Source organism: Sediminicola luteus (genome assembly GCF_040566555.1).
Lineage (GTDB): Bacteria > Bacteroidota > Bacteroidia > Flavobacteriales > Flavobacteriaceae > Sediminicola.
In genome coordinates, this window is sequence record NZ_JBEWYP010000001.1 from 475,656 (window position 1) to 489,804 (window position 14,149).

Annotated in this window: 12 protein-coding genes and 1 tRNA gene; 7 read left to right on the plus strand and 6 right to left on the minus strand. The window is 37.9% G+C overall.

Features of this window, described 5'->3' with window-relative positions; translation table 11 throughout:
* Window positions 1-455: 455 nt before the first annotated feature.
* On the minus strand, window positions 456-2,642 hold the full coding sequence (locus tag ABXZ32_RS02095; protein WP_354617028.1) for a glutamine synthetase III family protein: 2,187 nt from the start codon (window positions 2,640-2,642) through the stop codon (window positions 456-458).
* Between the two features lie 203 nt (window positions 2,643-2,845).
* On the opposite strand from ABXZ32_RS02095, the gene ABXZ32_RS02100 reads away from it, so the two are divergent.
* Window positions 2,846-3,856 (plus strand): glutamine synthetase beta-grasp domain-containing protein, encoded by a 1,011-nt coding sequence (locus ABXZ32_RS02100; RefSeq protein ID WP_354617029.1) that lies wholly within the window; start codon window positions 2,846-2,848, stop codon window positions 3,854-3,856.
* A 63-nt stretch (window positions 3,857-3,919) separates the two neighbouring features.
* Here ABXZ32_RS02100 and ABXZ32_RS02105 read toward each other — a convergent pair whose 3' ends face one another.
* Complete coding sequence (locus ABXZ32_RS02105; protein WP_354617030.1) at window positions 3,920-4,858, minus strand: calcium/sodium antiporter; 939 nt, start codon at window positions 4,856-4,858, stop codon at window positions 3,920-3,922.
* A 161-nt stretch (window positions 4,859-5,019) separates the two neighbouring features.
* Here ABXZ32_RS02105 and ABXZ32_RS02110 point away from each other — a divergent pair, with 161 nt between their 5' ends.
* The 3 genes from ABXZ32_RS02110 (at window position 5,020) to ABXZ32_RS02120 (ending at window position 7,929) form a co-directional block, all read left to right on the plus strand.
* Window positions 5,020-5,379 (plus strand): BlaI/MecI/CopY family transcriptional regulator, encoded by a 360-nt coding sequence (locus ABXZ32_RS02110; protein WP_354617031.1) that lies wholly within the window; start codon window positions 5,020-5,022, stop codon window positions 5,377-5,379.
* 1 nt (window position 5,380) lies between these two features.
* Window positions 5,381-7,264 (plus strand): M56 family metallopeptidase, encoded by a 1,884-nt coding sequence (locus ABXZ32_RS02115; RefSeq protein ID WP_354617032.1) that lies wholly within the window; start codon window positions 5,381-5,383, stop codon window positions 7,262-7,264.
* A gap of 512 nt (window positions 7,265-7,776) precedes the next feature.
* Window positions 7,777-7,929: an SsrA-binding protein gene (locus tag ABXZ32_RS02120; protein ID WP_354617033.1), complete on the plus strand. Its 153-nt coding sequence runs from the start codon at window positions 7,777-7,779 to the stop codon at window positions 7,927-7,929.
* A 4-nt stretch (window positions 7,930-7,933) separates the two neighbouring features.
* Here ABXZ32_RS02120 and ABXZ32_RS02125 read toward each other — a convergent pair whose 3' ends face one another.
* Complete coding sequence (locus ABXZ32_RS02125) at window positions 7,934-8,932, minus strand: LacI family DNA-binding transcriptional regulator (protein ID WP_354617034.1); 999 nt, start codon at window positions 8,930-8,932, stop codon at window positions 7,934-7,936.
* A 257-nt stretch (window positions 8,933-9,189) separates the two neighbouring features.
* Between ABXZ32_RS02125 and ABXZ32_RS02130 the strand changes: the two genes are divergently transcribed.
* Window positions 9,190-9,263 (plus strand) — tRNA-Arg (locus tag ABXZ32_RS02130).
* Between the two features lie 519 nt (window positions 9,264-9,782).
* Here the strand turns inward: ABXZ32_RS02130 and ABXZ32_RS02135 are convergent.
* Both ABXZ32_RS02135 and ABXZ32_RS02140 read right to left on the minus strand, forming a co-directional pair.
* Window positions 9,783-10,004 carry a hypothetical protein gene (locus tag ABXZ32_RS02135; RefSeq protein ID WP_354617035.1) on the minus strand — a complete coding sequence of 74 codons (222 nt, stop codon included), beginning with the start codon at window positions 10,002-10,004 and terminating at the stop codon, window positions 9,783-9,785.
* Between the two features lie 228 nt (window positions 10,005-10,232).
* Window positions 10,233-11,072: a universal stress protein gene (locus ABXZ32_RS02140; RefSeq protein WP_354617036.1), complete on the minus strand. Its 840-nt coding sequence runs from the start codon at window positions 11,070-11,072 to the stop codon at window positions 10,233-10,235.
* Between the two features lie 177 nt (window positions 11,073-11,249).
* Here ABXZ32_RS02140 and ABXZ32_RS02145 point away from each other — a divergent pair, with 177 nt between their 5' ends.
* Window positions 11,250-11,807, plus strand: a complete 558-nt coding sequence (locus tag ABXZ32_RS02145) for a YeeE/YedE family protein (protein ID WP_354617037.1) — start codon at window positions 11,250-11,252, stop codon at window positions 11,805-11,807.
* Between the two features lie 2 nt (window positions 11,808-11,809).
* Entirely contained in the window at window positions 11,810-12,223 is a 414-nt protein-coding gene (locus ABXZ32_RS02150) for a DUF6691 family protein (protein ID WP_354617038.1), read from the plus strand.
* 93 nt (window positions 12,224-12,316) lie between these two features.
* Here the strand turns inward: ABXZ32_RS02150 and ABXZ32_RS02155 are convergent, their stop codons facing one another.
* Window positions 12,317-14,113 carry a glycoside hydrolase family 17 protein gene (locus ABXZ32_RS02155; RefSeq protein WP_354617039.1) on the minus strand — a complete coding sequence of 599 codons (1,797 nt, stop codon included), beginning with the start codon at window positions 14,111-14,113 and terminating at the stop codon, window positions 12,317-12,319.
* Window positions 14,114-14,149: the final 36 nt, after the last annotated feature.

Here is a 14,149-nt window from a genome sequence, read left to right on the forward strand (position 1 = left end):
TTAAAACACAAATACAGAATAGCTCAAAAGATAGTTGGGGTATCTTTATTCAAAAACTAATAAAATGATATGCGTACTACGGGGGAAGTATTATAGTATTGGAAAATATATATTTGATTGTCAGGACTTTAAATTTGCACCTGCTCTTTTTATTTAACCTCTGTCGAATTTACACTACATCGTTGTAGTTAAAGTTATATTTCGATGTACCGTTAATTAACTCGACAAACTACCATCAAAAGTTAAATTCCTACAGAAAAAATACTATGAAGTAAATTTTCTGTCAGACAAAATTTATCAATGTGGGATTTTTTTGATATTAAAAATTATTAATTCACAATATATTAACGTTTTTAACAGTGTTTAGATAATTCTTTGCGTGAGAATTTTTACTGTTATCACATAAAAAGCCCGCAAAAAAGTGGGCTTTTAATATATAGAAATTTAAAGATGACCTATTTGATAAATAACAGCTCCCTGTATTTGGTCAAGGGCCAAAGCTGGTCATCTACCAAACGTTCCAATTTATCACAATGAATTCTTATCTCCTCAAAATAAGGGCGCACATTGTCACAGTAAGCAAATGCCTTTTTATTGACATCTGTCAATACATTGGCACTTTTTCTGGCCTCTGTCATGGCATCTGTCTTTTTCTTTAAAGCGCTGATATTCTCTGCTATGTTTTCTATAATGGACAACTGTCCTTCTGTAAACGTTTTGTGTGCCGCACCATAGATATCCTTTAGCCCCATTACATTTTTGATCAGCTTGTTCTGATAGGTAATGGCCGCAGGTATCAAATAGTTATATACAATTTCATTGTACATTCTGCCCTCTATCTGCAAATGCAATATGTAAGCCTCTAATTCCACCTCTTGTCTGGCTCTAACTTCCACCTCGCTCATCACATTCATGGACTTCAGCAATGCCAAACTTTCCTTGGATGTCAAAATTTGTAAAGCTTGGGGCGTGGATTTGTTATTACTCAGTTTTCTTCTTTTGGCCTCCTTTTCCCATTCCTCGCTATAGCCATCCCCCTCGAACCTTATTTTCTTGGAGGTTTTGATATATTCCCGTAGTACATTAAAAACAGCCTCGTCCTTTTTAAGGTTCTTTTTATCTATCAGGGCATCGACTTCTTTTTTAAAGGCAATCAATTGTTTGGCCACTATGGTATTGAGAATGGTCATTGGTTTGGCACAGTTGGACTTCGATCCTACACCACGCATCTCAAATTTGTTCCCCGTAAAGGCAAAAGGGGAGGTACGGTTTCTATCCGTGTTATCCAGTAAGATCTCCGGAATTTTCCCCACTACATTCAGCTTAAGCTCTGTTTTTTCCTCTGGGGATAATTTCCCTTGGGAAACCCCTTCCAACTCATCCAGAACATCACTTAATTGTTTTCCTATAAAGATTGAGAAAATGGCCGGTGGCGCTTCATTGGCCCCTAACCTATGATCATTACTGGCAGAAGCTATGGAAGATCTCAAGAGTTCCTCATACGTATCTACTGCCTTTATGGTATTTATAAAAAAGGTTAAAAACTGTAGGTTTTTCATGGGGGTGGAACCTGGACTTAAAAGATTCACCCCAGTATCCGTAGCCAAAGACCAGTTGTTATGTTTCCCTGATCCGTTGATTCCAGCAAAGGGTTTTTCATGGAAGAGCACCCTAAAGCTATGCTTGTCGGCTATCTTTTCCATGACGTCCATTAACAATAGGTTGTGGTCTACCGCCAAATTTGCCTCCTCAAATACCGGTGCCAATTCAAATTGATTCGGCGCCACCTCATTATGCCGGGTCTTTACTGGGATTCCCAACTTGGTACATTCCTTTTCCAAATCGCTCATAAAACTGAGCACCCTGCTAGGGATCACTCCAAAATAGTGATCATCCAACTGTTGGCCTTTGGCGGCAGAATTGCCCACCAAGGTCCTCCCTGTCAATAATATATCTGGGCGGGAATATGCCAATGCCTTATCTACCAAAAAGTATTCCTGCTCCCAACCTAAGGTCGCATTGACCTTGGAAACATTTTTATCAAAATACTTTGCAACGGCCGTGGCAGCTTCATCAACAGCACTCAATGCTCTTAATAAAGGTGCCTTGTTATCCAGGGCTTCCCCGGTATAGGACACAAATATTGTAGGAATACAAAGAGTAGAACCATAGATAAAAGCGGGCGATGTTGGATCCCACGCGGTATACCCTCTGGCCTCAAATGTATTACGGATACCTCCATGCGGAAAGCTGGAGGCATCAGGCTCTTGTTGTACCAATTGTCCGCCTCCAAATTTTTCAAGAGCCTTACCATCGGGCAAGAGATCGAAGAATGCATCGTGCTTTTCAGCCGTAGCTCCGGTCAAAGGCTGGAACCAATGGGTATAATGGGTAGCCCCCATGGTAATTGCCCAGGCTTTCATCCCTTCCGCCACTTGATCCGCAATCTTACGATCTATTTTGGATCCGGAATAGATGGCCCCTTTAACCCTGTCATAAGCTTCCCTGGTTAAAAACTGGAGCATTTTATCTTCATTGAAAACATTAATCCCGAAAAGTTCTGAACGTCTGCCATTCTCCTCAATGGCAATACGATTCCTATTATTACTTTCCTTTATGGACGAAAATCTAAGCTTGGACATATGATGATTTTATGTTTTGCGCAAAATTAAGGATTTAATAATTTATGGACTAAAAAATAAATTTAAATCAAAATACCCCATAGATCACAAGGGTAAATAAAATAATGTTGCTATTTAACACAATAACCCCCTTAAAATTTAGATAGGTACATGAAAATATATATTTTTGCCTGTCTTTAAGATTAAAATTAACTACCAAGATTATGAGCAAGTCAAAATTAGAGTACATTTGGTTAGACGGTTACGAACCAACAGCCAACCTGAGAAGCAAAACTAAAGTTGAAGATGATTTTAGTGGAAAATTGGAAGATTGTGCTATTTGGTCTTTCGATGGAAGTTCAACAAAACAAGCTGAAGGAGGATCTTCTGATTGTCTTTTAAAGCCTGTTGCCATATATCCAGACCCTGCTAGGAAGAATGGATACATAGTAATGACAGAAGTTTTAAATCCTGATGGAACCCCACACGTATCAAATTCTAGATCTACTATAGACGATGAAGATGGTGATTTCTGGTTTGGTTTTGAGCAGGAATATTTTATAATGGATAAAACAACCCAACTGCCTTTAGGATTCCCTGTTGGTGGTTATCCTGGTCCACAAGGGATGTACTACTGTTCTGTAGGCGGAAGAAACACCCATGGAAGAGCATTTGTTGAAGAGCACGCCGATCTATGTATTGCTGCCGGATTGAACTTCGAAGGGATCAACCAAGAGGTTGCCAGTGGACAGTGGGAATTCCAATTGTTTGCCAAAGGTGCCAAAAAAGCAGGAGATGAAATCTGGGTTGCCAGATACTTATTGGATCGTTTGACTGAAAAATATGGTTACTATATTGAATACCACCCAAAACCAGTCAAAGGGGATTGGAACGGTTCTGGAATGCACGCGAACTTCTCCAATACCACTTTAAGAACTTGTGGTTCAAAAGAAATATACGAGAAGATCTGTGAAGCCTTTAGACCAGTTACTGCTGAACACATTGCCGTTTACGGTGAGTTCAACGACCAACGTTTAACAGGGAAACATGAAACCGCATCTATACATGACTTTAGCTACGGTGTTTCTGACAGGGGAGCTTCTATTAGAATTCCTATCATTACTGTTCAAAAAGGATGGAAAGGATGGTTGGAAGACAGAAGACCAGCGTCTAACGGTGATCCATACAAGATTGCAGGTAGAATTGTAAAAACAGTGAAAACTGCCAAGATTTAAGCACAAAATAAATTAATTGTTGTTAACCAAAAACAGCCCTTGGAATTCCAAGGGCTGTTTTTTTTATGATATGGTATGGTAGATAAAGGCAAGATAAAATGCCAAGAGCACCAAACCATCCCGCCAACCTAAACGCAAACCCTTTGGAAAGAACACCAAGGGAAGAATCAAAAAGGATATGCCCAACATCCAAAAGATGTCACTACTTAAAAGCTCTTGATCCATAACTGTAATTGGAGTTACAATGGCTGTTATACCCAAAACAGCCAATAGGTTAAAAATATTAGAACCGATAAGATTACCTAGAGAAATCGCCTTTTCCTTTTTTATGACCGCAATAACTGAGGCAGCCAATTCCGGAATACTGGTGCCTACCGACACCACGGTAACCGCCACTACCCTATCACTCACCCCATAAAAAGAGGCCAATCCCACAGCACCATCAATCAACAACTCTGAACCACCCCAGAGCCCAACTCCTCCAAGCCCTAAAAACAAAACGGTTTTATAAAGGGGCAAAAGCACATCATCCTCTGGCATTTCATCCACAACAGCGGTTTTTTGGTATCTTAATAGATAAACTAAAAACAAGAACAATAACACCACCATGGCAATACCTTCGCTTTGCTGCAACTGTCCATCAAAATAAATAAAAGCAAAAAATATCAAGGAAGCCAACATCATTACCGGCCAATTTGTGGTGTAAAAGTTTTTACGGACATTTATAGGGCCCAGGATAACCGTTATCGCCAACACAAGTCCGAGATTCGCAATATTGGACCCTACCACATTACCGAGGGCCAGATCAGGAAATCCATCCAAGGCAGCATTGACACTAACAATTAATTCTGGAGCGGAGGTAGCAAAAGAAACCACGGTCATTCCCACTACAATCTTAGGAATACTGAGCCGCAAGGAAATTGCCACTGCTGCCTTTAACAACCAATTACCCCCCAAGATTAAAAATAGGAGTCCAGAGATTACGAATAATATATTCTGCATTCGTATTTTTTTATTTGTAAATATAGAAGAACAATCCCAATCAAAACAAAGCTCAGAAAGAACTTGACACTTTTGTTCTACTATTTTTTTAGTTAAATAACTATTAATTTAGTTGCTTAACTATTAATTTAGTTTTAGGTTTGATGTAAACAAAAGGGATCATGCAAAAGCTTACCAATAAGGAAGAGGAGATCATGAAAATACTTTGGCAGTTAAAAAAGGCCTTTGTAAAGGAAATCATGGCAGAAATAAAAGATGACCAACCCCATTACAATACCCTGTCCACCATAGTTCGAAATTTGGAGGACAAGAAGTATGTAGCACATGAGGCTTTTGGAAACACCCATAGATATTATCCATTGATTACCAAGGAGGACTATCGGAAAAAATATATAAATTCTACGTTGGCAGACTATTATGACAATTCCTATAAAAGTATGGTATCCCTTTTTGCCAAGGAGGACAAGATCTCCGTCGCAGAATTGAAAGAAATTATCAACTTGATCGAAAAGAACAAATAATATGGAACCTTTTATAATGTACCTGTTAAAATCATCGGGCATAGTACTTTTATTTCTCTTATGCTATGCTGTGATGCTTCAAAAAGAAACTTCCTTTAAATCGAATCGTATTTTTTTGCTGTCAGGCATTTTCTTGGCCATAGTACTACCCTTGGTGACTTTCACCAAAACCATATGGCTAAATGCACCCCAATATCTTCAAGAGACCAGGGGTACATTTCAAATAGCGACCCAGGAATACCAAGAACCTTTTAATTGGTCAGGGTTACTTTTACTTTTATATGGGATGGGCTGTGTAATTCTATTGGCCCGATTTATCATTCAGTTATTATCCTTAAAAAAGTTACTTCGGGAAAGTAACATCAAAATATCCGGGGTTTTTAAAATGGTGGAAACACCTAAGAATATAGCTCCTTTTTCATTTTTCAATTATATCGTGCTACACAGACCTGCCTATTCGGAAGAGGAGCTTTCCAGTATTCTTATCCATGAGAAGGCGCATGTGAGGGGTGCACATTCCCTTGATATCCTCTTTATGCATTTGGTATCTATATTTTTATGGTTCAATCCATTTATTTGGCTCTATAAATCCTACATGGAACAAAATTTAGAATTTATAGCAGACCACCAAACAGCTGAAATCAAGCAAAACAGAAAAAGCTATCAATATCTCTTATTAAAAACAAGTATGGGAAGTCATCAATTCTCTATTGTAAATCCATTTTTTAATTCATTAATCAAAAAACGAATCGTCATGTTAAACAAACAAAAATCAAGCAAAAAGCAAGTGTGGAAATACGCTGTGGTCATTCCAATGCTCATTGGATTTATTTTCCTTTTCAACGTAGAGACAGTTGCCCATTACAGAACAGAAAATAAAGAAGAGTTGGTGCAGCAGGAAGTGGTGTTCACCATCACTAAAGAACAATCCAATAAAGAATTGGATGAACTTAAGAAGGAAATTAAATCCAACCATGGAGGCACCCTAAAATACAATGGTCTCAAAAGAAATGATGCCGGAGAAATTTCTGCTATCACAGTCGAATTCCAGGATAAGGAAAAAGGGATGGTAAGGGCCAGATACAATGAAGAGAATGGCATAGAACCAATAATGTTTGGAACGAATACTACCGGCGGCATGTTTATTGTGTCTGGGGATCATGATATACCATTTGGTCCTAGTGGAATGCATGCTGCTTCCAAGAATATAAAAATTAGAAAGGAGATTGGTCGTATTAAAAGGGACATGGAGCATAGTGCCGCATATAATGACAAAGAAAAGCATGTTGTTGTTTTACAAGAAAATGGGGAGGAAACCATTATGGTCAATGGCAAAAAAGTGACCCGGGAAGAGTTTGAAGCGATGGAAAAAGAGGATCATGATAAGGAAATTATTATTAAAAAAATACAGAAAGGCGATGGAGAGGACAATATTTGGATTGAATCCTCTGGCAATGAGTCCCAAAAGATAATCATTAAAGAAGTGGACGGAAAAAAGACCATTGAAATCAATGGCAGAGAAATTACTCCTGAGCATTACGAAAAAATGAAAATAAACAAGGAGAAAGATCAAATGAGGATGCACATGGAGCATGCTAAACAAAAAGATAAAATGAAATCTGTATTCATAATGAAGGATGGCGAGGAGGAAATAAATGAGGAATACGAAGAAGAATTAATCCACTCTACCCTTATGAATTTGGCGGATAGCGAAGATTTTAAAATAATGATAGACGGCAAGGAATCTACAAAGGCCGAAATGCAAAAACTATCACCAGATGAAATTGCCACCTTTGACGTCTTAAAAGAAGAAAAAGATAACGGCAAGCAGGATGCTAAAAATACCACTGCTATTATAAAAATCCGGACCAAGAAGAAACAATAATAGTTGCTTGATTCTTTTTAATTCGCTCTTAACCAGAGCGAATTTTTTTTGCAAAAAAAGATGGAACCATATTTTTTTATAAATTAGTGGATCAAAATGCCCTAGGCACCATAAAAAAGAGCCAAACTCCCCCTTCAGCTCTTACAGATTCTAACATGTGAATTGTATTTAATTATAAACTATAACTTTTTATAAGGCTTAGACCTTAAATCTAAAACTGTATAGATTTATTTAGTTACATAATTATATGCAATTACATTAAATCGTATGTCAAGGCTTGGAAATATGAATTGGATAGTAGTATATTGAGATAATAATCGATTACACTAATCCTATTTACTAACCTTAAAACAATGAATTATGATCACTCTTGCTAAATTTTTAATTTTCGTGTTGATGTCACTGATCATGATATTAACTTAAAATCTATCATATAGGCCTATATATAAAAAAGGGAGCCGCTAGGCACCCTTTTCATTGTAAGATATCTACTATATTTGGAAAAAATAACGATGAAAAAATCCTTCTTTAAATTCCTGGCCAAAATAAACCAAGTGCTCCTTCCCTCCTATTCAAAAAAACAACTGGACCTTTCCAAAGCCACCAAAGCGCAAATGGCAATTATTGGTTGGCGTTATTATGTGACTATCCAAGCCTTGGATTAGTGCCTCAATAAATCCTCTTCTCAATGCTATCTATTCGAACCGTCCGTATTGCCTCTTCCGCATTAGCTTCCAATTGGGAAATTAGTAATTCAGCCGACTGTTCTCCGAGAAACTTACCGCGTTGTGAAATGGCCATCACGCCCTTTATATTTTCAAAAGAAGATTTCTCATTTGAAAACCCATATATAAGTAATTGGCCTGTTTCCAAACATTTACGCACTTCCAAATCATTGATAATGGTTTCCAATAAATACTGATTGGAGGCGATCAATACTTTTATGTTATTGGTTTTAATTTTCTCCACAACATCTTTTACAAAGGTTTCTTCCCCGTTGGATTTCAACAATTGTACATCCTTAAGTTGATGTTCTGTATTCAGGGCATCTAAAATTCCCTTTTTTCTTTTATCCAGATATATAGCATCAGAAAAAGAATCCACCACCAAAACATTATCGGATTTGGACAGTTTTATGTTCTTCATAGAATTATAAGCCTCCTTATAGAAGTCGATGCTTACCCTATGGGCATTCAATTCCTCTGGAACCTTATTGGTAAGTACCACTTCCATACCAGAGTTGATGACTTTTTTTATATGATCATATTTCTCTTGTACGATGGTCTCGTCTGTCAAGGAAATGATGATCCCGTCAATTCCTTTATCACTCAAGAAATTTAAATTCTCATCTTCGCGGATCACGCTATAATTAGAAGTACACAAGATGGCATTGTACCCATGTATATGGGCCACCTTCTCTATCCCAATGAACAACTTAGCAGAAAACCTGTCCAAAACACTGGGGATAATCACTCCAATAGTTTTAGTCCTTCCCTTTTTAAGGCTCAACCCTAACGAATTTGGCCTGTATTTGTATTCTAAAGCCACCTCCTTCACCCTTTTCTTGGTGATGTCACTTATCTCCGTGCTATTGTTCAAAGCTTTGGATACCGTTGAAGGGGACAGATTTAAAATCTTGGAGAGATCCTTTAGTGTTAGATTTTTCACGTGATATTTATTAATTGTAATCCTTAGTTTTAACAATATAACAATTTTGGACCTTACGTCACTTGTCGTTTTTAAGGATTTGTTACAAAAATAGACAGTTCACTGCATTTTCAATACAGAATCCTAAAAAAGTAAATCTTTAGAGCGAGGCAATTCCATGAAATAATCTTATTTTCATTTCTTTTTGCAATAGTTCTTTGCTGTAAATGCAAAAAGAAATATATTTGCACCCCGTTAGCGAGGAAATCGCTTAAAAAGGCCTCGTGGCGCAACTGAATAGCGCATCTGATTACGGCTCAGAAGGTTACAGGTTTGAATCCTGTCGAGGTCACGAATAAATAGCATAATAAGAAAAAACGCCAAGCTTGCTTGAGCGTTTTTTTGTTTGTGCTATTTTCAAAGCGGAGCTTTGCAGGATGTGCGCAAGCAAATCCTGATTCTGATTCCAGTTTGATTTTTAATTTTAATTGAGATTAGCCGTAGTTCGTAAGTTTGTCGCTTTTCAAAGCGGAGCTTTGCATGAAGGGCGCAGCCAATCCTGTCGAGGTCACGAATAAATCAACAAATTTTGAAAATGACGCAAGCTAAAAAACATAGCTTGCTTTTGTTTTTTAGTGCAGCGAGTTTTCATTTGTTGATTTTCAAAGCGGAGCTTTGTCAGGAAAACCGAAGGTAATCCTATTGTAAAAATATCTCTCCAACTCTTTTTTGTTCCTCTATCAACAGGGTGTCCATAGTATGATTTTCAAAGCGGAGCTTTGCAGCTTAGGTGCAAGCAGGTCCTTTAAAGATCATGTTCTTAGAGACCTTGCCAACCAATGCATCTATTTTTGTGGTAAACTGAGCTTAATTAGGAGATTGCATATCGCAGTATGAGCAGAAGTACCCCCAAATAGAAAACCAGGACTCCAACTATACCCAGAAATTTTCCAAAATAATCTTTTAATACAGGTTTTTTTGTGACTCCCAATTCATTTTTAGTGGTGTTCAACTTAATGTTTTCCAATATTTTATAGGCAATAACAGCTATTATTGCACCTAAAACCATTAGAATAATACCTTTGGATATCATATTAAAACCATTTTTGGGGATTGTGAATTTACTTCGGATCAGGTACAAATGTACCCAAGTAAATAACAATGGTCGTAATCATTATCTATATTTTAACATGGAATATCCCGATGAAAAATAGCACTGCTTCCCAAATGGTGGATCTAAAAAAAGGTATCAAAACCAAATAAACCCACTAAGAATATTTTATTAATGGGTTTATTGAAGTTAATGGTTGGTATAGTAAACTTAAAGATTAAATTTATTGAAGCTCATAAGGGGGATAGTTATATGTCCCTCTAATTTTTTCACCATACTGGTATGGAACAGTTTGTTTAAAAATCCCTTTTCCTCACGCTGCAAAAGCACTAATAAATCTGCCCCAAGCTGTTCCACCTGGTTTTTTAATTCGTTCTCAATGGTATCAGAAAAAATTAATTTAAAGTCGAATTTTTCACCTTTCACGTGCTGTTCTAACATCTCTTTAAACCATTCCATTTGATCCTTTCCTGCATATTCCTCTTCCGTGGAAATATGCACAATATATACTTTCGCATCCATGGCCTTTGCCATAGGCGCCAATTTTTTTATCGCTTCAATATCAGCCTCCATGAAATCTGTGGCGTATAGGATCTTCTTTATTGGCTTGCCTCCGGAATTAGGGACAATCATTAAAGGACAAGATAATTTTTCCACCAAACTTTTTCCAATATCTCCAACGAACAATCCCCGCTCCGTATGTTTATCCTTTCTTCCAATAATAACCAACCCTGCAGTTAGATTTTTAGAATTTTCCACAATCCCCTCCGTGATGGAGTCATTTGAGACCACTTCAAATTTTATGTTCTTGCCTTCCAATCCGCCTTTTAAATGTTTGGCACAATAGTTTGCCAAAATTTCTTTTTGCTCCTTCAAAACATGATACTCTATTTGCTCTGGGGGTCTGGAAACCATAACCCGGATCGGCTCCATCTCGTGGGTATTAAACACGATTAATTGTGTACCTAACTTTTCACTTAGCTCATAGGCATACCTCAATACGGGTGCAGAGTTCTCTGTACGGTCTGTAGCATAAAAAATAGCATTCATTCTTGTATGTTTTAGAAGTTTAAATCTATTGGCTTTCTAAGAATATTGAAATGACAATGGTCATACCCATCAAATAAAATTTACATAAACATGGCCAATAGGAATATTATCCTTGTGTAACCATTATTACATAGTGCTTCTGAATTTCCACTTATATTTGCACAAATTATTTTAGCTATGGAATTTATTTTACAACCTTGGCCTTGGTATGTTTCCGGGCCGTTAATAGCCCTGGTCATGTTATTGCTGATCTATTTTGGCAGAACGTTTGGCATGTCGTCCAACCTAAGGACATTATGCACCATTGGAGGGGCAGGAAAATATTCGGAATTCTTCAGGTTCGATTGGAAGGCCCAACGATGGAACCTCACAGTGGTACTTGGAGCCATTATTGGGGGTTTTGTTGCCACCCAATTCCTTTCAGACAATTCGGTCATCGCATTAAGTGCGGAAACCATAACCGATTTAGGGAAATTTGGCTTCACCAACATAGGGGAAAATCTACTGCCAGCTGAAATTTATGGTTGGGACAACGTGTTGAGCATAAAGGGATTGTCCATCTTGATCGTTGGAGGTTTTCTTGTAGGTTTCGGCACACGTTATGCGGGAGGATGCACCTCTGGTCATGCCATTACAGGGCTGAGCAATCTTCAATTGCCTTCCTTAATAGCAGTGATCGGATTTTTTATTGGTGGTCTAATCATGACCCATTTTATCTTACCTCTTATATTTTAAGTATGAAGTTTCTAAAGTTTTTATTAGTCGGTATATTTTTCGGTATTGTCTTGGTTAAATCCGAGGCTGTTTCATGGTATCGAATTTTTGAAATGTTCAAGTTTCAATCCTTTCACATGTATGGCATTATTGGATCTGCAGTGTTCTTAGGAGTAATCGGGGTTTGGCTTATTAAAAAATTCAAGGTCCACAGTACTGAAGGAAAAGAGATATTTCTACCTCCAAAAAACAAAAGTATTGCACGTTATATTTTAGGAGGAACCATATTTGGTTTAGGCTGGGGATTGGCGGGAGCCTGTCCAGGCCCCATGTACATTCTTTTGGGAACAGGTGTGTTTACTATGCTGATAGTTATCGGAGCAGCCCTATTGGGCACCTTTGCTTATGGTGTTTTAAGAGATAAATTACCTCATTAAACCTTTAAGGGTATGCGACAATAAGGTTACTTAATACGCACTCCCCTTTCTAATAAACACATCAATAAGGATCGTAATTATGATCCTTATTGATTACCCTTTGGTAAAGTAAATATTCTTAAGACTTATCGTTTTTCCGTCAAAATTATTCTCTCCTAGGAAATAGAGTAAAGCGGTAACATCGGATAGGTTTCCATTTTTATTCAAGCGTGAAATTGGAATGGAAAAGGTTTTCCAATTTTCACTTAGTGAATATTTACTCTTGGGACCAAAAGTTATTCCATTATTCACTTGATTGCCATCGGAATATATACCTGTTTGAAATCCAATTTGAAAAGTTGATTCGGTATCTCCTTTAATATCAAAGAAAAGTTGTCCCTTGTGATAATTGGATAGATTCTCCCCTTTTGATTGTATTTCCAGGGCACCACCCCACCAAGCTCCGGTTCCCGTTGTTATTGTCAGTTCACCCTCTGGTGACAGAAACATTTCACAGGTACCTTCCCATACATTCAATTTTAAAGGTGCACTGGGATAAGTAAAATTCATGTTTCTTTTTACCATTTTTGGATCTTTTAGAACCAAATAGTTAGTTTCGGTGACCAAGTCCCCAGCGTTCCGATTTTGATTGATATTGGATGTTTGCTGTAATCCTATTTCAGAAAGTGACTTTGGTGGTAATATCTGTGATATTAACAGGTCTTCATTCCCATCGTATGTCTTTGTAATGGATTGCCCATTTCTTGTTAACCCTTTAAAGGTTCCTTCGTCCACCATGTCCCACAACGCATATTTGGCCTGTCCTTGAAGATTGATCAACCCAAAATGATTTTCAGAGCCATTAGGATCCCCAGCATCTTTCCACTGTTCATCAAAAACTTCAAAATAAAAGCAGGTCATCCCCGCACTATCTGTCCATTCTCTCATTGCTTCATAATACAGTTTCCCTTTATACTCATCCGCAGCATGCGAGCCTGTGGGGCCGTATGAAGTACTTGCAATTGTAGACCAACCCGTTTCACCTATGTGGATAGGCTTATTCATTCCTAAACTTGTCATATAGTCAAGAGCTCCTTTGTATTGGGATTTGGCATAGTTTTTAGCGCGGATCATTGCCATTTCTATTTTTTCCAGATCCAAAAGATCTTCCTGCTCTTCGGGAACTGCCCAAAAGGAAGGATTGTAATGGGAATCATGAAACGGATATGTATGTAAGGAAACAAAATCTACCGCACCTATCAAAGCCGCTAAATCATCGGTCCTATAAGTTTCAGCGCCGCCGCCCCATGACTCATAATTGTCGGAGCTGGTAATCCACAAATCACTCGGTAGTTCGCCCTGCTTTTTTAATTCCTGAAGATATGTTACCCAATCCAAGATAACATTAGGGGTTACAAAATAGTTTACGGCCCATTTAACCATCGCCTCGTTTCCTACGGCAATCATCTTAACAATATCCGGATTTTCCTTGGCCATGGTAATGGCTGTCTCAATCTCAGCAGTATTGTTTTCGGAGTTCCCTTTGGTGTGGTCCGCATTAGACGTCCAAGCACCTTCACACTCAATCCACGTGCCCAACATGAGATACATTTCAAAATTTGGGTCATCATCCTTTAAATTGCGAATTGCTTTTATAAGGTTGGCAGTATGAGCATATTGCTGGGTGTTATATGTACGTAATAATTTCACCCCCATAGCGGCCAATATTTTCATATCCTCCTCTAGGTCTTTGACAGTAGGAACCTCATCCCGGGTTTTTCCTCTATACCCACCATAGGAAAATGCTGGGTACATGGGATTGCCTAAAATTTCCTGGGCAGAAATTTCCTTTGATTCAGGCTTGTAACTTTGGGCAAATAAAAGAACAATCATTAATGCGAAAAGAAGCATAAAGGACCGACTTTTATTTATTGACTTTAGTTCAAT

Bases quoted from the DNA above. Each gene is read 5' to 3' on its own strand.
- ABXZ32_RS02095 (WP_354617028.1), bottom strand. From the start codon at position 2,642: ATGTCCAAGCTTAGATTTTCGTCCATAAAGGAAAGTAATAATAGGAAT.
- ABXZ32_RS02100 (WP_354617029.1), top strand. From the start codon at position 2,846: ATGAGCAAGTCAAAATTAGAGTACATTTGGTTAGACGGTTACGAACCA.
- ABXZ32_RS02105 (WP_354617030.1), bottom strand. From the start codon at position 4,858: ATGCAGAATATATTATTCGTAATCTCTGGACTCCTATTTTTAATCTTG.
- ABXZ32_RS02110 (WP_354617031.1), top strand. From the start codon at position 5,020: ATGCAAAAGCTTACCAATAAGGAAGAGGAGATCATGAAAATACTTTGG.
- ABXZ32_RS02115 (WP_354617032.1), top strand. From the start codon at position 5,381: ATGGAACCTTTTATAATGTACCTGTTAAAATCATCGGGCATAGTACTT.
- ABXZ32_RS02120 (WP_354617033.1), top strand. From the start codon at position 7,777: ATGAAAAAATCCTTCTTTAAATTCCTGGCCAAAATAAACCAAGTGCTC.
- ABXZ32_RS02135 (WP_354617035.1), bottom strand. From the start codon at position 10,004: ATGATATCCAAAGGTATTATTCTAATGGTTTTAGGTGCAATAATAGCT.
- ABXZ32_RS02140 (WP_354617036.1), bottom strand. From the start codon at position 11,072: ATGAATGCTATTTTTTATGCTACAGACCGTACAGAGAACTCTGCACCC.
- ABXZ32_RS02145 (WP_354617037.1), top strand. From the start codon at position 11,250: ATGGAATTTATTTTACAACCTTGGCCTTGGTATGTTTCCGGGCCGTTA.
- ABXZ32_RS02150 (WP_354617038.1), top strand. From the start codon at position 11,810: ATGAAGTTTCTAAAGTTTTTATTAGTCGGTATATTTTTCGGTATTGTC.
- ABXZ32_RS02155 (WP_354617039.1), bottom strand. From the start codon at position 14,113: ATGCTTCTTTTCGCATTAATGATTGTTCTTTTATTTGCCCAAAGTTAC.